The organism is Streptomyces canus 299MFChir4.1, from assembly GCF_000383615.1.
GTDB classification, from domain to species: Bacteria; Actinomycetota; Actinomycetes; order Streptomycetales; family Streptomycetaceae; genus Streptomyces; species Streptomyces canus_C.
Window position 1 is genome coordinate 91302 of the sequence record NZ_KB911603.1, and the last position, 21084, is coordinate 112385.

Annotated in this window: 16 protein-coding genes; 9 read left to right on the plus strand and 7 right to left on the minus strand. The window is 70.6% G+C overall.

Annotation, left to right across the window (positions count from 1 at the left end; translation table 11 throughout):
- Nucleotide 1: 1 nt before the first annotated feature.
- Complete coding sequence (locus H293_RS0133880) at nucleotides 2-1024, minus strand: alpha/beta fold hydrolase (protein WP_020122259.1); 1023 nt, start codon at nucleotides 1022-1024, stop codon at nucleotides 2-4.
- A gap of 209 nt (nucleotides 1025-1233) precedes the next feature.
- Between H293_RS0133880 and H293_RS0133885 the strand changes: the two genes are divergently transcribed.
- Nucleotides 1234-1473 (plus strand): hypothetical protein, encoded by a 240-nt coding sequence (locus H293_RS0133885; RefSeq protein WP_020122260.1) that lies wholly within the window; start codon nucleotides 1234-1236, stop codon nucleotides 1471-1473.
- Nucleotides 1474-1499: 26 nt separating this feature from the next.
- Here the strand turns inward: H293_RS0133885 and H293_RS0133890 are convergent, their stop codons facing one another.
- Both H293_RS0133890 and H293_RS0133895 read right to left on the minus strand, forming a co-directional pair.
- Nucleotides 1500-2180: a 4'-phosphopantetheinyl transferase family protein gene (locus H293_RS0133890; protein WP_020122261.1), complete on the minus strand. Its 681-nt coding sequence runs from the start codon at nucleotides 2178-2180 to the stop codon at nucleotides 1500-1502.
- Entirely contained in the window at nucleotides 2177-3037 is an 861-nt protein-coding gene (locus tag H293_RS0133895) for a metallophosphoesterase family protein (protein ID WP_020122262.1), read from the minus strand. The genes H293_RS0133890 and H293_RS0133895 overlap by 4 nt, the downstream gene beginning before the upstream one ends.
- 263 nt (nucleotides 3038-3300) lie before the next feature.
- On the opposite strand from H293_RS0133895, the gene H293_RS0133900 reads away from it, so the two are divergent.
- Together H293_RS0133900 and H293_RS0133905 are read left to right on the plus strand one after the other, a co-directional pair.
- Entirely contained in the window at nucleotides 3301-4434 is a 1134-nt protein-coding gene (locus tag H293_RS0133900; RefSeq protein ID WP_020122263.1) for an ATP-grasp domain-containing protein, read from the plus strand.
- Nucleotides 4435-4576: 142 nt separating this feature from the next.
- Nucleotides 4577-6253 carry a carbohydrate binding domain-containing protein gene (locus H293_RS0133905; RefSeq protein ID WP_020122264.1) on the plus strand — a complete coding sequence of 559 codons (1677 nt, stop codon included), beginning with the start codon at nucleotides 4577-4579 and terminating at the stop codon, nucleotides 6251-6253.
- A 47-nt stretch (nucleotides 6254-6300) separates the two neighbouring features.
- On the opposite strand, the gene H293_RS0133910 is transcribed toward H293_RS0133905, so the two are convergent.
- From H293_RS0133910 to H293_RS0133925, 4 genes are read right to left on the minus strand one after another with little or no spacing between them, the layout of a single operon-like run.
- Nucleotides 6301-7551 carry an alpha-L-fucosidase gene (locus H293_RS0133910; RefSeq protein ID WP_020122265.1) on the minus strand — a complete coding sequence of 417 codons (1251 nt, stop codon included), beginning with the start codon at nucleotides 7549-7551 and terminating at the stop codon, nucleotides 6301-6303.
- A gap of 3 nt (nucleotides 7552-7554) precedes the next feature.
- The gene (locus H293_RS0133915) at nucleotides 7555-10602 is read right to left on the minus strand and encodes an alpha-mannosidase (RefSeq protein ID WP_020122266.1); all 3048 of its coding nucleotides are present in this window, start codon (nucleotides 10600-10602) and stop codon (nucleotides 7555-7557) included.
- Between the two features lie 58 nt (nucleotides 10603-10660).
- Complete coding sequence (locus H293_RS0133920) at nucleotides 10661-11998, minus strand: 6-phospho-beta-glucosidase (protein ID WP_020122267.1); 1338 nt, start codon at nucleotides 11996-11998, stop codon at nucleotides 10661-10663.
- Nucleotides 11995-12759, minus strand: coding sequence for a DeoR/GlpR family DNA-binding transcription regulator (locus tag H293_RS0133925; RefSeq protein ID WP_020122268.1), 765 nt, complete (start codon nucleotides 12757-12759; stop codon nucleotides 11995-11997). Before H293_RS0133925 ends, H293_RS0133920 begins: the two co-directional genes overlap by 4 nt.
- Nucleotides 12760-12887: 128 nt before the next feature.
- On the opposite strand from H293_RS0133925, the gene H293_RS0133930 reads away from it, so the two are divergent.
- The 6 genes from H293_RS0133930 (at nucleotide 12888) to H293_RS0133955 (ending at nucleotide 21055) form a co-directional block, all read left to right on the plus strand.
- A complete protein-coding gene (locus tag H293_RS0133930; RefSeq protein WP_020122269.1) occupies nucleotides 12888-13904 on the plus strand; it encodes a carbohydrate kinase family protein in 1017 nt (338 codons plus the stop codon).
- A gap of 65 nt (nucleotides 13905-13969) precedes the next feature.
- The gene (locus H293_RS0133935; RefSeq protein ID WP_020122270.1) at nucleotides 13970-15247 is read left to right on the plus strand and encodes an extracellular solute-binding protein; all 1278 of its coding nucleotides are present in this window, start codon (nucleotides 13970-13972) and stop codon (nucleotides 15245-15247) included.
- A gap of 88 nt (nucleotides 15248-15335) precedes the next feature.
- The gene (locus tag H293_RS0133940; protein ID WP_397895757.1) at nucleotides 15336-16256 is read left to right on the plus strand and encodes a carbohydrate ABC transporter permease; all 921 of its coding nucleotides are present in this window, start codon (nucleotides 15336-15338) and stop codon (nucleotides 16254-16256) included.
- Nucleotides 16253-17122, plus strand: a complete 870-nt coding sequence (locus H293_RS0133945; RefSeq protein ID WP_020122272.1) for a carbohydrate ABC transporter permease — start codon at nucleotides 16253-16255, stop codon at nucleotides 17120-17122. The genes H293_RS0133940 and H293_RS0133945 overlap by 4 nt, the downstream gene beginning before the upstream one ends.
- Nucleotides 17123-17150: 28 nt before the next feature.
- The gene (locus tag H293_RS0133950; RefSeq protein ID WP_020122273.1) at nucleotides 17151-18110 is read left to right on the plus strand and encodes an alkaline phosphatase family protein; all 960 of its coding nucleotides are present in this window, start codon (nucleotides 17151-17153) and stop codon (nucleotides 18108-18110) included.
- Nucleotides 18107-21055 (plus strand): glycoside hydrolase family 2 TIM barrel-domain containing protein, encoded by a 2949-nt coding sequence (locus H293_RS0133955; RefSeq protein ID WP_020122274.1) that lies wholly within the window; start codon nucleotides 18107-18109, stop codon nucleotides 21053-21055. The genes H293_RS0133950 and H293_RS0133955 overlap by 4 nt, the downstream gene beginning before the upstream one ends.
- The last annotated feature ends 29 nt before the right edge of the window (nucleotides 21056-21084 follow it).

Sequence of the window (21084 nt, forward strand, 5' to 3'; positions counted from 1 at the left end):
GTCAGGTCGCACTGCGTTCGCTGGCCTCCCTCAGCTCCCGCTCCCCACCGGGTGCCCACGCGCTCCCGGGGTTGCCCTCCCGCAACAGCTCCCGCCAGTGCTCCCGGCTCCAGTCCGCCGGGGCCGTGGTGGCCGTGAACTCCTCGACCAGGGAGACGAACCGGGCCGGGTCGGTGTGGAAGGGGAAGTGGCCCGCGCCCTCGAAGATCTCCAGACGGCTGCCGGGCATCGCCTCGTGCGCCCCGAAGGCGTGCTGTACGGGCACCACGCTGTCCCGGTCGCCCCACAGCAGCATGGTCGGCATGCCCTCGGTGAGATAGCAGCGGTCGAGCATGGTGACGACCTGGCCGCGCCAGTCGACGACCGCGCGCAGGGTGCGGATGAAGGCGTTGCGGGCGGTCTCGTCGGGCAGGGCGTCGACGAGGTTCAGCAGGTCCGGGGCGTCCTGGCCGAGATCGGTGTCCAGGAGCTTCATCAGGCGCACGGCGAGGCCGACCTGGAGCCGCATGCCGGGCAGCCGCAGTGAGGACAGCATCAGGTGGGCGCCGGGCAGGGACACCAGCCGCAGCACCGGGTTGACCTCACGGCCCGCCCCGCCCGCGCTGACCAGGATGAGCCGCTCGGTGCGCTCGGGGAACTGGTAGGCGAACTGCATGGCCACTCCCCCGCCCAGCGAGTGCCCGACCAGGGTGGCCGACTCGATGCCGAGGGTGGTGAGCAGATCACGGACGCCGTTGGCGTACGCGGCCACCGAGTAGTCGGCGCGCGGCTTGTCGGAGTCGCCGTGGCCGAGCAGGTCGGGGGCGATCACGGTGTGGGTGCGGGCGAGGTCGGGGATCAGTTCCGCCCAGGTCGCCGAGGAGTCGCCGATGCCGTGGATGAGGACGAGCGGCGGCCCTTCGCCCGCCCTGCGGAAGGCCCGGCGGTAACCGTGCACCACGCGGTACTGCAACGCGAGTTCCGCTTCGCCCACCGAGCGCAGCCGGACCGCGCGCACCGGGCGCCGGAGTGGGTCGTCGACCACGTGCTCACCCTCCCCTTCTCCTGGCCGCCGCTCGGCGGCAGCAAGCCCTTCCTCCCAGCGTAGGGCTGCTTTCCGCACGGTGATTTCGGTGAGGTTTCGCCTCCGCTAAGCGGGCGAACGAACCTGCGCGGAAGCCGGATTGTCAGTGGTGGGCGGCAAGCTGGAGATGCACACCCGTATGACCGACAACGACTTGGGGAGAGCCGCCGATGCCCACCGCCGTACTGACCGACCGTGAGCGCACCGCCGTCCAGGCGTATCTGCGGCTGCTGCACACGGTCCGAGCCGCCTTCGACACCGCGTCCGGCCCGCCCGACACCGCCCGGCCACCGGTCGTCCCGCCGGCGGTCCTCGCCGAGGCCGAACAGGCCCTGGCGGACGCCGGCCTCGCGGGAAACGAGGAGGCGTTCTTCAGGCTGCTGAAGAGCTGGTGCCCGCCGGAGTTCTAGCGGGAAGGAAGGGGCGTGCCGTGCGCTCAGGCGTGCGGCACGGTCACCGAGGTCGCCACCAGGCCGTCCCGGACCATCCAGCGGCCCTGGAGGACGCCGCGCCGCTCGCCGCCCACCAGCGGGCCGGGGACGAGGAGTTCGACGCGGAGCGTGCCGCTGACGGGCGGTCCGGGGGCGACGACGATGTCGATGTCGGCCTCGGTGAAGTCCAGCCACGTCCGGGTGAGCGGGAACCACGCCTTGTAGACGGACTCCTTGGCGCTGAACAGCAGCCGGTCCCAGTGGACGGCGGGGTAGGCCCCGGCGAGTTCCCGCAGCCTGACCCGCTCCCCCGGCAGCGAGACGCTCTCCAGCACGCCCTCCGGGAGCGGCCCGTGGGGTTCGGCGTCGATCCCGAGGGAGGCCAGGTCGGCGGAGCGGACCAGGGCGGCGGCGCAGTAGCCGTCGCAGTGGGTCATGCTGCCGGTGAGCCCGGCGGGCCACCGCGGGGCGCCGCGTTCCCCTGGGAGGACCGGCTGCGGCGGCACACCGAGCTTCTCCATGGCCCGGCGGGCGCAGGTCCGCACGACGGCGAACTCACGGCGGCGTTTGGGGACGGCGTGCGCGACGAGCGCGGCCTCCTCGGGGTACAGCGCGGCGTTCCCCGGCTCGTCGTGGCCGTGGACCTCGACGGCCACCACAGAGTCCGGCAGGAGTTCCTCGATCACAGCGCGCCGACCTCCCTGGGCACGATCCGGCGCAGCCGGCCGGGCGGCTCCGTCCGCTTGCGCCACTCCCGCGGATAGCCCACCGACACCTCCTCGAAGCGGACGCCCTCGTGAAAGGTGGTCCGCGGGATGTGCAGATGGCCGTAGACCATGGTCTCGACGCGGAACCTGCGGTGCCAGTCGGCGGTCAGCGCGGTGCCGCACCACATGGCGAACTCGGGGTACCACAGGACGTCCGTGGGGTGCCGGTCCAGCGGGTAGTGGTTGACCAGGACGGTGGGCAGGTCGTCGGGGAGGGCGGCGAGTCTGCGCTCGGTCTCGGCGACCCGGGCCCGGCACCAGGCCTCGCGGGACGGGTAGGGGTCGGGGTGGAGCAGGAACTCGTCGTTGCAGACGATGCCGGTGCCGTGCGCGTACTCCAGGCCCTGCTCCTTGGTGGCGCAGCCGGCGGGCAGGAAGGAGTAGTCGTACAGCAGGAACATCGGGGCGACGGCGACGGGCCCGCCGGGGCCGTCCCAGACCGGGTAGGGGTCCTCGGGGGTGAGGACGCCTAGCTGCCGGCACATGTCGACGAGGTGCTCGTAGCGGGCGACCCCGCGCAGGGTGACGGTGTCCTTCGGGTGGGTCCACAGTTCGTGGTTGCCGGGGGCCCAGACGACCTGGCGGAAGCGGCCGGCGAGGGTCTCCAGGGCCCAGCGGACGTCGGCGACGGTCTCGGCGACGTCACCGGCCACCAGGAGCCAGTCCTCGTCGGTGCCGGGGCGCATCCGCTCGACGAGGGAGCGGTTCTCGGGATATCCGATGTGCAGGTCGCTGACGGCCAGAAGCTGTGCCGTGCCACCGGCCGTAGACGTCACCTCTCGCCCCCTCCGATCACCCCAGTGGGACCACGAGATCACATTAGTTTGCCCGGTACAAGAGTGGCCCGGGGCGACGGAGTTCCATGATCGGGAATTCCGTAACACGGGCGTTGCACGCGTGGCCCATTGAAAGCCGTATGATCGCCCCAACACCACCGCAGTGAACTTCCCTTCGCAAGGGCGGTTTGGTGTCCCTCCAATCACCCTGCCCGGGCACGGGCCCGCTTCGCCGTGCCCGAAAACCCCGAAAGGCGGCCTGAATGCACTCTCGCGTACGCGTCTGGCTCAACCGCACGTACGCGGAGAACGTGTTCTTCATGGATCAGCTGCGGCGAAATCCCAGCGACAGAGCCGTCGAGATCCATGCGACGCACGGTGACGCCGACTCGCCCGTGCTGGCCGCCGCCGACACCGCCGAGCTGGAGCCGGAGGGGCTGTCCCCGGCCGCCTACGTCGAGTTCGCCCTCGACCAGTGCCAGAAGCGCGGCATCGACGTGTTCGTGCCCCGGCTGCACCAGGCGGCGATCGTCGCCCACCGCGCCGACTTCGCCGCACTCGGCACGGCGCTGCTCGCGCCGCCGCCGGAGGCCGTCGCCGTCTTCCACGACAAGGTGATCGCCTACGAGGCGGTCCAGGCCGTCGGTGTCCCGGTGCCGCCGTGGTGGCGGGTGCGGACCGCGGACGAGCTGGTCACGGCCGTCGAGGAGCTGGAGGCCGACGGACACAAGGCCTGCTTCAAGCCCGCGTCCGGTGCGGGCGGGGTGGGCTTCCGGATCATCACCCGCGCGCCCTTCTCGCTCGCGCAGCTCAACGGGTTCCCCAGCCCCTACGTCTCGCTCGACACGGTCGTCGAGGCCCTCGCGCAGGCCGACGAGCAGGTGGACTGGCTGGTCATGCCGCGCCTGGAGCAGCCGGAGGTCTCGGTGGACACGCTCACCGGACCCGACAACCGGGTGCGGCTCGCGATCGGCCGCACCAAGAACGGTCGGCGTCGCGGGTTCACGCAGCACGAGCAGTGGCTGGAGCCGGCGCGGCTGATCGCGGAGGGGTTCGGGCTGCACTACCTGTCCAACATCCAGTTCCGGATGCTGGGCGACCGTCCTGTGCTGATGGACGTGAACACGCGTCCGGCGGGCGGCCTGCACCAGCTGTCGCTGTGCGGGGTCAACGTGCCGTGGGCCGCTGTGCAGTTGGCGCTGGGTGAGGACACCGGAGTGATCGAGCCGCCGTTCCTGGGACAGGACTACACGGTGGTCTCGGGGCCGAGGCAGTTGCGGCCGGTGTCGATCCCGGCTCAGCGGGCCGAGGTGCCGGAACCGTTGCCCGCCGTGCCGTCGCCTGCGGCCGCCGAGGCGGTAGTCGTCCAGGCAGCGGGTCAGGTACTGCCGCTTTAGGTCGCCTCACCTCACCCCCACCGGTATGGACCAATTCTGCCGCTCATCTTGACAGGCCGATTGGTCCATACCAACTTGGTTGCGCACCCCCTGCACCACCTCTCTGCACTCCCGAACATCCCCATTTCTCCAGGGAGATCGCGTGCGCAACCCACTCAGACGTCCCAGACTTGTCGCTCTCCTCGGCTCCGCCGTTCTCGCGCTGGCCGGAGCCGTCGCCCTCCCCGGCACTGCTCAGGCGGCCAACGTCCTGACCAACCCCGGCTTCGAATCCGGCAGCCTCTCCCCCTGGACCTGCACCGGCAACCTCGGTTCGGTCGTCTCCTCGCCCGTCCACGGCGGCTCCAAAGCCCTTGCCGGGGCGGTGAGTTCGAGCGACAACGCGCAGTGCAGCCAGACCGTCTCCGTGCAGCCGAACACCACCTACAGCCTCAGCGGCTGGGTGCGCGGCTCCTACGTCTACCTCGGCGTGAACGGCGGGGCCTCCACCTGGACGACCTCGCCGTCGGCGTACAGCCAGTTGTCCGTCTCCTTCACCACCGGCGCCTCGCAGACCAGCGCCACGATCTACGTCCACGGCTGGTACGCCCAGGGCACCTACTACGCCGACGACATCAGCCTCGACGGGCCCGGGGGCGGGGGCTCGGACACCCAGGCGCCGAGCGCTCCGAGCGGGCTGGCCTCCACGGGCAAGACGTCGTCGAGCGTGTCGCTGAAGTGGAACGCCTCGACGGACAACACGGGTGTCACGGGGTACGACGTCTACAGCGGCTCCAACAAGGTCCTCACCGTCTCCGGTGCGTCCGCCACCGTCAGCGGGCTCTCGCCCAGCACGGCGTACACCTTCACCGTCAGGGCACGCGACGCGGCCGGGAACACCTCCGGGGCCTCCAACTCCGTGAGTGTGACGACCGACGCGGGCAGCGGGAACCCCACCGGCTTCAAGCAGGCCGCGCCGTATCTGTACGAGGGCTGGGGTGATCCGCCGAGCCCGAGCACGGTGATGAGCGCGACCGGCGTCAAGTGGTTCACGATGGCGTTCATGCTGGACTCCGGTGGCTGCAATCCCGCCTGGGACGGCAGCCGGCCGCTGACCGGCGGTGTCGACCAGACCGCCATCAACCAGATCCGGGCCGCCGGCGGTGACATCGTGCCGTCGTTCGGCGGCTGGCAGGGCAGCAAGCTCGGCGCCAACTGCTCCTCGGCGAGCGCGCTCGCGGCCGCCCTCCAGAAGGTGATCGACGCCTACTCGCTCAAGGCGATCGACATGGACATCGAGAACACCGACGAGTTCGAGAACGAGGCCGTGCAGGCGAGGATCCTGACCGCGCTGAAGACGGTCAAGGCCAACAACCCCGGCCTGAGGACCATCGTCACCTTCGGCACCTCGACCACCGGCCCGACCTACTACGGCAACCGGCTCATCGAGCAGGCCCAGTCGCTGGGCGCGAACATCGACGTCTTCACCATCATGCCGTTCGACTTCGGCGGCGGCTCCGACATGTACGGCAGCACCGTGAACGCCACGGAGGGCCTGAAGGCCAAGCTGAAGTCGACGTTCGGCTGGGACGACGCCACGGCCTACTCGCACATCGGCATCTCCGGCATGAACGGGCTCTCCGACCAGCAGGAGAACACGACCCCGGCGATCTGGACCCAGATCCGCGACTGGGCGAACTCGCATCACATCGCCCGGCTCGCGTTCTGGTCGGTCAACCGCGACCGGCCGTGCCCGGGCGGTGGCGTGGTCAGCAACTGCTCCGGGATCAGCCAGAGCACCTGGCAGTTCACGTCGATCACGGCCGGCTTCACCGGCTGAGCGAGCGGTGCCTGCCGGTCCCTCAACCGGCAGGCACCGCCCTGTCGTCAGAACCGGCCGGAACCCCGGTACAGCTCCAGCTCCCCGTCCAGTTCGACCTTGAGGACCGTGGCGTACGGGTCGAGGTCCGCCGCGGCCGGCGGGTCGATCCACACGATGCCCACGGCGTCGTGGAGTCCGCCCACCATCCGGTGGCCGAGTTCCGTGCCGGTACCGAGGACGGTGACCTTGCGGACCGGAGTGACCAGTCCGCGCAGGCCGATCTCGGCGCGCGGCGCGTCAAAGAGGACCAGGTGGAGCGTCCGGCCGTCCGCGGAGAGGGTGCTGGGACCGTAGTGGTGCCCGGCGGGCAGTCCGCGCCGGGTCCCGTACACCGCCACGGAGTGCTTGCCGATCCACTCCCCCAGCCCTTCGAGCCGCTCCACCTGCGGCTCGGGGATGGTGCCGTCCTCCCTCGGACCGACGTCCAGCAGCAGATTGCCGCCCCCGCCGATGGTCTCGGTGAAGTAGCGGATCAGCTGGGCGAGCGACTTGTGGTTGTGGTCGTGGTGCTGGTACCCCCACGAGTCGTTGATCGTCAGGCACAACTCCCAGGGGCCGTCGGGCGGTTCGATGGGAGCACCCTGTTCGGGGGTGGCGTAGTCGCCCTCACCGAGCATGCGCGCGTTGAAGACGACGTCCGGCACGTACGACCGTACGAGCGCGGCCAGTTCGGGGATGCGCCACTGCTCCTCGCTGCGCTCCCACTCGCCGTCGAACCACAGCAGGTCGGGCCGGTAGCGGGAGGCGAGCTCCCGGATCTGGCCGTCCCGGTAGGCGATGAAACGCTTCCAGGCCTCCAGGTCCTCGTCCTCGGCGGCGACCTCGGAGTAGCGGTTGTCCTCCTGCTCCGGCGGGCGGCCCGGCTTGCGCGTGGAGGCGTAGTCGGGGTGGTTCCAGTCGGAGTGCGAGTAGTAGAGGCCGACCTTCAGGTCCTTCTCCCGAAGGGCCTCGGCGTAGGGGCCCAGGTAGTCCCTGCCGAGGTTGAGGTCGCCGAACTCCGTGTCCCACAGGGCCACCCCGTCGTGGTGCCGGCTCGTCAGGACGGCGTACTTCGCGCCGGCCCGGGCGAACAGGTCCGCCCAGGCACGCGGGTCGTACCGGGCGCCGGTGAAGCGCTCCAGCTGGGACATGTACCGGTCGTGCGGGACGATGTCGTCGTAGAACGACCAGGACTCCTGGACGCCGTCCACCGCGTAGATGCCCCAGTGGACGAAGATCCCCAACTTGGCGTCGGTGAACCAGCGTTGCATCGGCACGGGTCAGCCCCTCCGCAGCCGGAGGGTCAGCACCTGGAAGGGGCGCAGCGAGACCGCGACCCCGCCGTCGGCGAGCTCGGCCCTCTCGTCCTCGAGCGGGCGCTCCAGCAGGTCGGTGACCTGGGCGCCGGCCAGCGGGAAGCCGGTGCGCAGGACGCCCTGGGCGCGGCCGCCGCCCGACTCGTAGAGGCGGACCACCACGTCACCGGAGCCGTCGTCGGCGAGCTTGACCGCCTCGACGGTCACGCCCTCGCCGTCGACCGAGACGACCGGGTCGGGGGCGCCTGCCGCGTCCGCCACCCGGAGCGGGAGGTTGAGGGAGTAGCCCTCGGCGACGGTGTCCTGGATGCTCGCGCCGGGCAGCAGCGAGTACGTGAAGCGGTGCCTGCCCTGGTCGGCCTCCGGGTCCGGGATCCGCGGGGCGCGGACCAGGCTGAGCCGGACCGTGGTCGTCGTACCGCCGTCCTCGCGGACCGTGCGGGAGACGTCGTGGCCGTAGGTGGAGTCGTTCAGCACGGCGACGCCGTAGCCGGGTTCGCCGACGTGCACCCAGCGGTGGCCCGAGACCTCGAAACGGGCCGCCTCCCAGCTGGTGTTGGTGTGCGTGGGCCGCTGGATGTGGCCGAACTGGATCTCCGCGGAGGAGTGCGCGGCGCGCACGTCCACCGGGAAGGCGGCCTTGAGGATCTTCTCGGCCTCGTGCCAGTCGATGTCGGTCTCGAAGTCGATCCGGGGGCTGTCGGCACGCAGGGTGATGGTCTGGGTGATCGTCGAGCCCTTGCCGAAGGACCGGGTCACGCGGATCGCGCCGAGCAGCGGGTCCTCGGAGACGAGCTCGACCGAAGTGGGCTCCAGCAGGTCCGTGTAGCGGTTGTTGTAGTGCTTGTCGATGTCCCAGGCGTCCCAGTAGTTCGGGAGGTCGGTGTGCAGGCGGAGCAGGTTGCCCTTGTCGCCCAGGACCTCGCGCCGGGCACGCAGGTCGTACACGGAGGACAGGGTGCCGTCCTCCGCCACCTCGACGCGCACCAGGCCGTTGTCGAGGACGCGGCCCTCGGCCTTCACGGGCCGGGCGGGCTCCGCGCCCGCCAGCGGCGCGCTGCCGTTGGCGGGCACCTCGACGTACGCCAGAGCGCCCTCGGACGTGCGGACCACCTCGGCCCGGTCGAACGGGCTGGTGTTGAAGGCCCGCGTGCCGCCGGCCCCGAGCGCGGCCACGGCCTCGGCGGTCAGGGCCTCCAACTCCTCGGCCACACGGGCGTATTCGGCCTCGGCCTCGCGGTGCACCCAGGCGATCGAGGAGCCGGGCAGGATGTCGTGGAACTGGTGGAGCAGGACCGTCTTCCACAGCCGGTCGAGCTTCTCGTACGGGTAGGAGTAGCCCGGCGCGTGCAGCGCGGCCGTGGTCGCCCACAGCTCGGCCTCGCGCAGCTTGTGCTCGGAGCGGCGGTTGCCCTGCTTGGTCCGGGCCTGGGAGGTGTAGGTGGCGCGGTGCAGCTCCAGGTAGAGCTCGCCGACCCAGACGGGGGCGTCCGGGTACTCCTCGCGGGCCTTGGCGAAGAACTCGTCGGGGTGCTCGACGACGACCTTGGGCGAGCCCTCCAGGTCGGCGAGGCGCCGGGCGCGCTCCATGATCTCGCGGGTGGGGCCGCCACCGCCGTCGCCCCAGCCGAAGGGGGCCAGTGAGCGGGAGCCGCCGCCCTTCTCGTTGTAGTTGCGGACCGCGCGGTCCATCTCCTCGCCGCTGAAGCGGGCGTTGTAGGTGTCGACGGGCGGGAAGTGCGTGAAGATGCGGGTGCCGTCGATGCCCTCCCACCAGAAGGTGTGATGGGGGAACTTGTTGGTCTGGTTCCAGGAGATCTTCTGGGTGAGGAACCAGTCGTTGCCCGCCAGCTTGGCGAGCTGCGGGTAAGCGGCGGTGTAGCCGAAGGAGTCGGGCAGCCAGACGCCCTTGGTCTCGACGCCGAAGTGCTCGATGAAGAAGCGCTTGCCGTGGATGAGCTGGCGGGCGATGGCCTCGCCGCCGGGCAGGTTGCCGTCGGCCTCGACCCACATGCCGCCGACCGGCGCCCACTGGCCCTTCTTCACCGAGTCCTGGATGCGGGCCCACACGTGCGGGTAGTTGTCGCGCACCCACTCGTACTGCTGGGCCTGGGAGCAGGCGAAGATGAAGTCGTCGTACTCGTCGGCGAGCGCGGTGACGTTGGAGAAGGTGCGGGACGTCTTGCGCTTGGTCTCGCGGATGGGCCACAGCCACGCCGAGTCGATGTGCGCGTGGCCGACGCCGGAGATCGTGTGGGCGCTCGCGTGGGCGGGCCTGGCCAGTACCGGCGCGAGGACCTCGCGGACGGCGGCCGCGCTGCCGGCGACGTCGTCCAGGTCGAGGGCGTCCATGGCCCGGTCCAGGGCGTGCAGGATCTCGTGGCGGCGGGGCTCGTGCTCGGCGAGGTGGACCATCAGCTCGCGCAGCACCTGAAGGTCCAGGTCGAGGTGGAAGACCTCCTCGTCGAGGACGGCGAGGTCGGCGCGCTGGAAGGTGTAGAGCGGCGCGGAGCCGGCCGTGAGCTTGTCGCCCATCGGCGTGATCTTCGAGAAGTTGTCCTTGAGGATGTCCGGGTTGGAGGCGGCCTCGACCAGGTAGTCGATCTGCTCGCCGCCGTTCGCCGGGTTCGCGATGGGGACGTACTGGTTGAGCGGGTTGACGGCCTTCAGGGGGCGGCCGTCGGCCAGGTGGACCAGGGCCTCGGCCTGGTTGCCGGGCCAGTCGCCGACGAAGCCGAGGTCGATGACGGCCTCGACGCGCCGCCCGGCCCACTCGGCGGGCACCTGGCCGCGCATCCGGAACCAGGTGGTCCCCCAGGGCGGGCCCCACGGGGTGTCCATCGCGAAGGGCGTGTAGCGGGCGGCCGCGGCCTCCTCGAAGGAGACCGGCTCACCCGGCGCCTGCCAGGCCTCGACCTCGAAGGGGACGGTGGCCGCGTAGATCGCGGGCTTGATGCGCTGGTCGTGCGCGCGCTGGACGCGCTCCTCGATGCGGTTGCGTTCGTCGTGCATGAAAGGTCTCCAGAGAGAGCGAAAGGGCTTCGAGAAAGCGCTTTCCAGGAAGCGGGCGCTACTTAAGGTACGCGAGCCCCGGATGCACCGAGGTGTACCCCTCGACCAGCTTGCGGGCGACATTGACGGAGTCGACCAGCGGGTGGAGCGCGAAGGCCTTCACCGCGGTCGCCCGCGAGGCCGACTCGGCGGCGGCCAGCACCTCCCGCTCGACCGCCTTGACCGAGCAGACCAGGCCGGTGGCGTGGTCGGGCAGCGGGGCGACCGAGACCGGGTGGGCGCCGTTGGCGTCGACCAGGCAGGGCACCTCGATGACGGCGTCGCTGTCCAGCACCGAGAGCGTGCCCTGGTTGCGGACGTTGAGGATGAGGGTGGTGCGCTCGTCGCGCGCGATGGCCCGCATCAGGGCGAGGGCGACCTTCTCGTAGCCGCCGGAGAGATCGTCGGCGTCGCGTTCGCCGGCGCCGGCCGTCTCCCGGTTCTCGGACATGTAGGTGGCCTCGCGCTCGGCCCGCGTGCGGTCCCAGACGTCCAGCGCCTTCACACCGGGGGCGCCGACCTCGTCGTAGAACCGCGCCTGCTGGTCGGCGAGGAAGGCGCCGCGGGTCTTCTCGGCCTGCTGGTAGGCGCGGACGGCCTCGCGGTTGAAGTAGTAGTAGTGCAGGTATTCGTTCGGGATCGCGCCGAGGGACTGGAGCCAGTCGACGCCGAAGAGCTTGCCCTCCTCGAAGGAACCGAGCAGGTCGGGGTCGGCGAGCAGCCGGGGCAGCTCGTCGCGGCCGGCGATCTTCAGGCCGCGGACCCAGCCGAGGTGGTTGAGGCCGACGTAGTCGATCCAGGCCTCGTTGGGGTTGGCGCCGAGCACACGGGCGATACGGCGGCCGAGGCCGACCGGGGAGTCGCAGATGCCGATGACCCGGTCGCCGAGGTGGCGGGACATGGCCTCGGTGACCAGGCCCGCCGGGTTGGTGAAGTTGATGACCCAGGCGTCGGGGGCCAGCCGGGCCACACGCCGGGCGATGTCCACGGCCACGGGGACCGTGCGCAGGCCGTAGGCGATGCCGCCCGCGCCGACCGTCTCCTGGCCGAGGACGCCCTCCGCGAGGGCCACCCGCTCGTCCTCGGCACGGCCCTCCAGGCCGCCGACGCGGATCGCCGAGAAGACGAAGTCGGCGCCGCGCAGGGCCTCGTCGAGGTCGGTCGTGGCGTTCACCCGTGGGGCGTCCTCGACCTGGGCGGCCTGCTCGGCGAGGACCCGGGTCACCGCGGACAGCCGGCCGGCGTCCAGGTCGTGCAGCACGACCTCGGTGACCCTGCCCTCGCGGCGGTCGCCCAGGAGGGCGCCGTACACGAGCGGCACGCGGAACCCGCCGCCGCCCAGAATCGTCAGCTTCACTCTTGCACCTTTCCTGTCTCGACCACCTCGACGCCCGCCTCCTCCAGGGAGGAGCGGGTCACCGGGTCGGCCGGGGCGTTCGTGACCACCACGTCCAGCTCCTCGGGACCGCAGACCTTCGCCATGCCCGTCCCCGGGAACTTGGCGGCGTCGGCGAGCAGGACGACCTTGTCGCCGGCCTTGATCATGGCTCGCTTCACCGGCACCTCGACGACCGTCGTGTCCATCACCTGCCCACCCGGGCGCACTCCACTGGTGCCGAGGAAGAGCCAGTCGGCGTGCAGCTGGCGCAGGTTGTCCTCGGTGAGGAAGCCGACCAGGCTGCGGTACTCACGGCGGAGCATGCCGCCGAGCAGCACCAGCTCGATGCCCTCGTCGTCGGCGAGCTCCTCGTAGACCACCAGGTTGCTGGTGATCACGGTGAGGCGGCGGCCGTGCAGCTGCCGGGCGAGCCGGAAGGCGGTGGTGCCGATGTCCAGCAGCACCGTCTGGCCGTCGGCGACCATGGCGGCGGCGCGCTCGGCTATGGCGTCTTTCTCGGACACGCGCACCTCGGCGACCTCGGCGAAGGGCTGGTCGCCCTCCTCCACGACGGCGCCGCCGTGGACACGCGTGAGCAGCCCGTCCTCCTCCAGTCTGACCAGGTCGCGCCTGATCGTGGCGGGGCTCACACCCAGCTGCTCGGAGAGATCGGTCACGGACGCGGGGCCACCGGAGCGCAGGGCCCGCAGGATGAGTTGGTGTCGTCGTTCTGCCAGCACGGCGTGAACACTACTCGTCATCTTCAATCAAATCTATGCTCAGTTCTGCTCGGGTATTGACCAATCTCCCGGAGCAGCGCACGATTCCCGTCATCGAAATTGACGAGTTTTGACGAGAGGCTCATCGCGTGGACGACGACAGGCCCGACGTGCTCCTGACCGGGCTGCTCTTCTACGACCTCGTCCTCACCGGGCTCGGGAAGCCGCCGACGCCCGGCGAGGAGATCTGGACGGCCGGCATGGGCTGCGGCCCCGGCGGCATCGCCAACCTGGCGGTCGCCGCGTCCCGCCTCGGCCTTCGGACCTCCCTGGCCACGGTCTTCGGCGACGACTTCTACGGCGCCTACTGCCAGGAGATCCTCGCAGGTCAGGAAGGTGTCGACCTCTCGCTCTCCCAGGTCGCGAACGGCTGGCACACCCCCGTCACCGTCGCGCTCGCTCACGGTCACGACCGGGCCCTGGTCACCCACGGCCGGGAACCGCCGTACTCCCAGGACACGCTGATGGGCGACCCGCCCGAGGCGCGCACGGCCCTCGTCCACCTGGAGGCCGAGCCGCGTGCCTGGCTCGCCAAGGCCGCCGCGAACGGCACGCACATCTACGCCGATGTCGGCTGGGACCCCACCCAGGAGTGGTCCAAGGACCTCCTCGACCAGCTGGCCCTGTGCCACGCCTTCCTGCCCAACGAGGGCGAGGCGATGGCCTACACCCGCACCGACAGCGCGGTCGCGGCCCTCGGCACGCTCTCCGAGCTGGTCCCGGTCGCCGTCGTCACCCGGGGCGGGGACGGCGCGATCGCCGTGGACCAGGTCACCGGCGAGTACGCGGACGTCCCGGCCCTGCCCGTCGACGTGCTCGACGCCACGGGCGCCGGTGACGTCTTCGGCGCTTCGTTCGTCGCCGCCTCGCTGGGCGGCTGGCCGCTGGAGGAACGGCTGCGGTTCGCCGTCCTCGCGGCCGGACTGTCCGTCCGGCACCACGGCGGCGCCCTCGCGGCCCCCGGCTGGTACGGCGTCGACCACTGGTGGCGCTCCCTGACCGATCCCGACCTGCGCAAGGCGTACGGCTTCCTGGCCGACCGCCTGCCGGCGGACGTCGGCCCACCGGTGCGCCACGCCCCGGTCACCCCGCCCCGGCCGCATTGACCCTCACAACGCCCCCACAGTCCGACACCCCTCTCCACCACGAACAGGAACAACAGGAGTGACCCGTGGACCTTTCACGTAGAGGCTTCCTCCAGGCCGCCGCGCTCACCGCGGCCGCCTCCGGACTGACCGTCGCCTGCGGCGGCGGTTCGGGCTCGGGCGGCACCAAGAACGGCAAGAACCTCACCCTGTGGTACTGGGGCGGCGCGCTCAGCGACAAGGTGGTCGCGGAGGCGAAGACCCACTTCAGCAGCCAGATCAAGCTGACCACGGCCTCCATCGGCGGCGACTTCAAGCAGAAGCTCACCACCACCCTCGCGGCGGGCACCTCGGTGCCCGACATCACCGGCATCAAGGGCGAGGACATCGCGTCCTTCCTGCCCAACGCGAACCGCTTCCTCGACCTGAACGACCTCGGCTTCAAGAAGCTCTCCTCGCAGTACCTGGACTGGAAGACCAAGCTCGCCCAGACCGAGGACGGCAAGCAGATCGGCTTCCCGATCGACATCGGCCCCACCGCGCTCTTCTACCGCGAGGACCTGTTCGCCAAGGCCGGGGTGGACACCGACCCCGCCAAGGTCGCCGCCCTGGTCAAGACCTGGGAGGACTACTTCCAGCTCGGCACCGAGCTGCAGGGGAAGAACCCCGGCACCTATCTGGTCAACAACCTCGGCTCGATGTTCGACATGACCGTCGGTCAGGGCACCCAGCGGTTCATCGACAAGAACAACCACTTCATAGGCGACCAGGACCACATCCGCGCCGCGTGGACCACGTCGGTGCGCCCCTACACCCTCGGTCTCGACGCCAAGATCAACGACAACACCTGGAACGCCGCCGTCGGCAAGAACCTCCTCACCGAACTCGGCGCGGCCTGGCACGCGCTGGACATCGAGCAGGCCGCCCCGCAGACCAAGGGCAAATGGCGGGTGTGCCCGATGCCCGTCGGACCGGCCAACCAGGGCGGTTCCTACCTGGCCCTGCCCAAGCAGTGCCGCAACCCCGAAGAGGCGTTCAAGATCATCAGCTGGATCCTCAGCCCCGCCAACGACGCCCGCGGCTTCACCGACGCCGCCATCTTCCCCGCCGCCCCGGCCGCTTACACCATGCCGGCCATGACGGGCCCCGACGCCTTCTTCGGCGGACAGAAGATCATCGAGGTCTTCGGTCCTGCCGCCAAGGCCGTGCCGATCGCGTACGAGGCCCCGGCCGACGCCGCCGTCATGGCCCCCTACAAGACGGAACTGACCAACATCGAGGCCAAGGGCAAGAAGCCCGACGACGCATGGAAGGACGCGGTCAGCCAGGCCAAGCAGATCGCCCGGCGGCAGGGGGTGAACTGAGGTGACGTCACCTCCGGTCACCGGCCCCGCCGCGGTGCCCTCGCACCGCGGCGGGCCGGGCCCGGCCCGGTTCCGCCCGCGGCGCGCCGTGCCCGTGGGTACCGCTCGGCCCAAGCGACGGGGACCGCTGTCGTACTGGCGGCAGTACCTGGCGATCTCCCCGTTCTACCTGATCTTCGCCGCGTTCTCCTTCTTCCCGGTCTTCTACTCGCTGTACCTGGCCTTCCAGCGCTGGGACGGCATGGGCACCATGCAGTTCGTGGGCCTGCAGCAGTTCCGGTTCCTGTGGGACGACCCGGTCTTCTGGCTGTCGATCCGCAACACCCTGGTCATCTGGGTGCTGTCCACCGTGCCGACGCTGTTCGGTGCCCTGGTCCTGGCGACGCTGCTGCACTCGGTGCGCCGCTTCAAGGGCTTCTACCGCATCGCGCTGTACGTGCCGAACGTGACCTCGATCGTCGCCGTGGCGATCTTCTTCGGCGCGGTGTTCAGCAACAACTTCGGTCTGGTCAACGCGATCCTGGGCGTGGTGGGCATCTCGCCGGTCCCGTGGCTGAGCAACCCGTGGCTGATCAAGGTGGTCATCTCGCTGCTGATGACCTGGCAGTGGACCGGCTACAACATGATCATCTATCTGGCCGGTCTGCAGGCGATCCCGACCTCGATCTACGAGGCGGCGAAGATGGACGGCGCGGGGCCCGTGCGCACCTTCTTCCAGATCACCATCCCGATCATGCGGCCGATCATCCTGTTCACGGTGATCATCTCGACCATCAACGGCCTGCAGAGCTTCAGCGAACCGCAGGTCCTGTTCGCCAGCAACGCCGCCAACGCCAACCTCGGCGGCCCGGGCCAGGCGGGTCTGACGACCTTGTTGTACTTCTACCAGTCGGCCTTCCTCAACAACGACTACGGCTACGGCGCGGCCATCGTGTGGGCCTTCTTCGTACTGATCATCGTCCTCGTCGCCGTCAACTGGCGCATCACCACACGAGGGAGGAAGGCATGACGGCGATCGACACCGCACGGCCGACCACGGGCGGCAGGAAGCGACGCCGCCCCAAGGGCCTGACCGCGCACATCATCCTCATCGTGGCCGTCCTGCTCTCGGTCTTCCCCTTCGCGTGGACGATCGTCATGGCGACCAACACCACGCAGGACATCTACAAGAGCCCGCCTAAGTTCACCTTCGGCTCCCATCTGCTGGAGAACATCCGGCACGTGCTGAACACCATCGACTTCTTCGGGTCGATGCTCAACACGGTGATGGTCGCGACCGTCACCACCGTCCTGGTGCTGTTCATCGACTCCCTGGCGGCCTTCACCTTCGCCAAGTTCGACTTCCCCGGACGCAAGCTGCTCTTCGGCACGCTGCTGCTGTTCATGATGCTGCCGCTGCAGCTGGCGATCCTGCCGCAGTTCATCCTCATGTCGAAGATCGGCTGGGTCGGGATGCTCAAGGCACTGGCCCTGCCCTCCCTCGCCAACGCCTTCGGCATCTTCTGGCTGCACCAGTACATCCAGAACGGCGTGCCCGACGAACTCCTCGACGCCGCCCGCATCGACGGCGCCGGGTTCTTCCGTCAGTACTGGAACATCGCGCTGCCGATGATCAGGCCCGCGCTGTCGTTCCTCGCCATCTTCGCCTTCGTCAACTGCTGGAACGACTACATCTGGCCGCTCGTCGTGCTCACCGACCCGGGTCACGTGACCCTCCAGGTGGAGCTCGCCCAGCTCAACGTCGGCCACACCACCGACTACAGCATGGTCATGGCCGGTGTCCTGATGGCGGCGCTCCCGCTGGTCATCGTCTTCAGCATCTTCGCCCGCGGGTTCATCGCGGGCGCCACCGAGGGAGCGGTACAGGGCTCCTGACCCGGTGCCGTGAGAAAGGGGGTGGGCGGTGACGTACGACATCGGCGGGCCCGGGAAGGTGCTCGTCGTGGGCATGGACGGGCTGCGCTACGACCTGCTGACCCGCTCGCCGGCCACGGCACCGGTGCTGCACGCACTGATGGCGGCGGGCGCCCACGGCACCAGCCTGCTGCCCTACGGCGAGGTGGACGGCCAGGCCCCGGACGGTCCGTCCACCAGCATGGCCTACACGGACTCCGGGCCCGGCTGGTCGAGCGTGCTGACCGGGGTGTGGCCCGACCGGCACGGCGTGCGCGGCAATGACTTCGCCGGTGCCGAGTACGGCCGCTACCCCGACTTCCTGAGCCGGGCCGTCACCGCCCGGCGCCGGCTGCGCACCGCGGCCGTGGTGTCCTGGCCGGAGCTGATCCGGCGCGGCACCCTCGGTCCCGCCATCGGCCGCCGGGTGCGCTACGACGGCGAGACGGACGGCTACGGCACCGCGGACCGCCTTGCCGCCCGCACCGCCGAGCGCTGGATCGGCCAGGACGATCCCGACGCCGTGTTCGTGTACTTCGGCGCCACCGACGAGGCCGCCCACGCCATGGGCCCGCACAGCCTGGCCTACGACCGGGCCCTGCTCACGCAGGACACCCACCTCGGGTGGCTCCTCGCGGCCATCGACGCCCGGCGCTCGGACCCCGCCCGCGCGCGGGAGCGCTGGACCGTGCTGGTCACCACGGACCACGGGCACCTCGACACCGGCGGCCACGGCGGCGACACCCGCGCCGAGCGCGAGGTGTTCGTCGTCCTGGCCGAGCCCGGCATGCCCGGCGGCACCCGGCTCGACACCCCGCGGCTCATCGACATCGCCCCCACCGTCCTGGACCGGCTCGGCGTCCCCGTCGACCCGGCCTGGGGCCTGCAGGGCCGGGTCCTGCACGGCCACGGACGGTCCTGCCACATCCCGGCACCACCCACCCCGCCACCGACTTCGGAACGGTCATGACCGACGCACCCCGCGGCCCCCGCCCCACCGACCCCCTCGTCGCCCTGCGCCCCTGGGAGGCACCCGAGGTGACCTCCTGGGGGCGGCTGCCCATGAACGCCGTCGACCGGCGCTCCGGAACACTCCCCCTGGACGGCGACTGGCGTTTCCAGTTGCTGCCCACTCCGGACGCGCCGGTCGGCGGTGCCTGGTCCTCGGCGTACGTCCCCGGCGTCTGGACGATGCAGGGCACGGACGACCTGCCGCAGTACCTCAACGTCCGTATGCCGTTCCCGGAGTTCCCGCCGCACTCCCCGGCCGCCAACCCGACAGGGGTCTACGAGCGTGAGGTGGACGTCCCCGCAGAGTGGGCCGGACGCCGGATCGTCCTCCAGGTCGGGGCCGCCGAGAGCGTGCTCCTCGTGCACGTGGACGGGCGGCCCGTCGGGGTCTCCAAGGACTCCCATCTCGCGGCCGAGTTCGACCTGACGGGGCTGGTGCGCGCCGGCGCGCGGAGCGTCGTACGGCTGACCGTGGTCAAGTGGTCGGACGCCTCGCACATCGAGGACCAGGACCAGTGGTGGCACGGCGGGATCACCCGCTCGGTGCTGCTGTACGCGACGGATCCGCTGCATCTGTCGGATGTGACCGTGCGGGCCTCCTTCGACGGCTCGTTGCGGGTCGACTGCCGGGTGCGGGACGCGGGCGGGGCACTGCCCGAGGGGTGGTACGTCAGCGGGGAGCTGGACGGCCGACTGCTCGCGCAGGACGCGGAGTTCGACCGGTTCAACCAGGAGGACGAGCGGGTCTCGGACTTCCTGGGCGAGGCACGTCTGACCGCGACGGTCGCGGACGTCCGCACCTGGAACGCCGAGCAGCCCGAGCTGTACGACCTCACCGTCCGGCTGCACCGCGCCGACGGCACGGTCGCCGACACCTCTCGGCACCGGATCGGCTTCCGGGACGTCGAGATCACCGGCCGGGATCTGCTGGTCAACGGCGAGCGGGTCTTCATCCGGGGCGTCAACCGGCACGACTTCCACCCGCTGACCGGGCGGACCGTGTCCTACGACGACCTGCGCGCGGACCTGGTCACGCTGAAGCGGTTCGGGTTCAACGCGATCCGCACCTCCCACTACCCCGGCGATCCCGCACTCTACGACCTCGCCGACGAGCTCGGTCTCTACGTCGTCGACGAGGCGGACATCGAGTCGCACGACCACGCCCACGAGATCGCCGACGACCCGCGCTATCTGAACGCCTTCGTGGACCGGGTCTCGCGGATGGTGCTGCGGGACAAGAACCATCCGTCGGTCATCGTCTGGTCGCTGGGCAACGAGTCCGACTACGGGGCGAACCACGACGCGGCCGCGGGCTGGGTGCGCCGTCACGATCCGACGCGGCCGGTCCAGTACGAGGGGGCGGCGAAGCTCGACTGGGCGGCGACCGGCGACGCCACCGACATCGCCTGCCCCATGTACGCCTCGCTGGAGGAGTGCGTGGACCACGCCCTGTCCGGGCGGCAGACCAAGCCGCTCATCTGGTGCGAGTACTCGCACGCCATGGGCAACAGCAACGGCACGCTCGCGGACCATTGGGCGGCCATCGAGTCAACGCCGGGGCTTCAGGGCGGGTTCATCTGGGAGTTCTGGGACCACGGCATTCTCCAGCGTGTGAACGACGGCAGACCGGTCGGACGTGGGGGCGTCGGGCTCTATGACAACGGTGTCGCCGCGCCCGGACATCGCTGGGCGTACGGCGGCGACTTCGGTGAGGCCCTGCACGACGGCGCCTTCATCGCGGACGGCGTGGTCCTCCCCGACCGCACGCCCAAGCCGGTGATGTACGAGCACCGGGAGATCGCGGCACCGGTGCGCATCGAGTGCTTCCGGCACGAGGGCATCGTGCTCGGCAACCACCAGCACTTCCGGGGCCTGGCCTGGCTGGCCGGCGAGTGGGAGCTGTCCCTGGCCGACGGCCGCACCCTGACCGCGCCCGCCGAACTGCCCGATCTGCGGCCCGGGGAGACGGCGGCCGTGCCGCTGCCGTTCGACCTGCCCGAGGACGGCGGCGAGGCGTGGCTGACGCTGCGGGTGAGCACGGCCGGGGACGAGCCCTGGGCCCCGCGCGGGACGGTGCTGTGCGTGCCGCAGGTGCGGCTGCGGGAGGCGGTGCCGCAAGCGCCGATGGCCGTGCGGAACCGTTTCGTCGAGGTCGACGACGACGGTCTCCTGGTCCACCCCCTGCTCACCCGCGCCCCCACGCTCTCCCTGTGGCGGGCGCCCACCGACAACGACGAGCTCGGCGGGATGGCACCGCGCTGGCGCGACTGGGGGCTCGACGCGCTGGTGCGCAAGGTCACCGACGTACGGCGGACCCCCGGACGGGTCACCGTCCATGCCGAGTACGCCTGCGAGGCCGGAGTCGTACGTCATGCGCAGGTCTTCACGGCCGTCGAGGGCGGTGTCCACGTCGAGGAGTCCGCGGAGCTGCCGGACCAGCTCGACGACGTGGCGCGGGTCGGCTGCGTGTTCGAGACGGTCGCCGGGCTCGACCTGATGGAGTGGTACGGACAGGGCCCCTGGGAGTCGTATCCGGACCGCAGCTTCGGGGCGCCGGTCGGCCACCACGCGGTACCGGTGGACGACTTGTTCACCCCCTATCTGCGCCCGCAGGAGAGCGGCGGCCGGCACGGGGTCCGGCACTTCACGCTGTCCGCGCCGGACGCCACCGGCCTCGCGGTCGCCCTGGACGAACCGCGGCAGGTCGGCGTGACCCGGTACCGCGCGGCGGACCTCACCGCTGTGGCGCACCACGACGAGCTCGTCCCCGGGGCGGGCTGTGTGGTGCACATCGACGCGGCCCACCGCGGCCTCGGCACCGCCTCGTGCGGCCCCGACACCTTCGCCTCCTATCGCGTCGCGCCGGGCGTCCATCGCTGGAGCTGGACCCTGCGCGCGCTCTGATCCCCCCCGATCTCCGAACTTCCTCGACG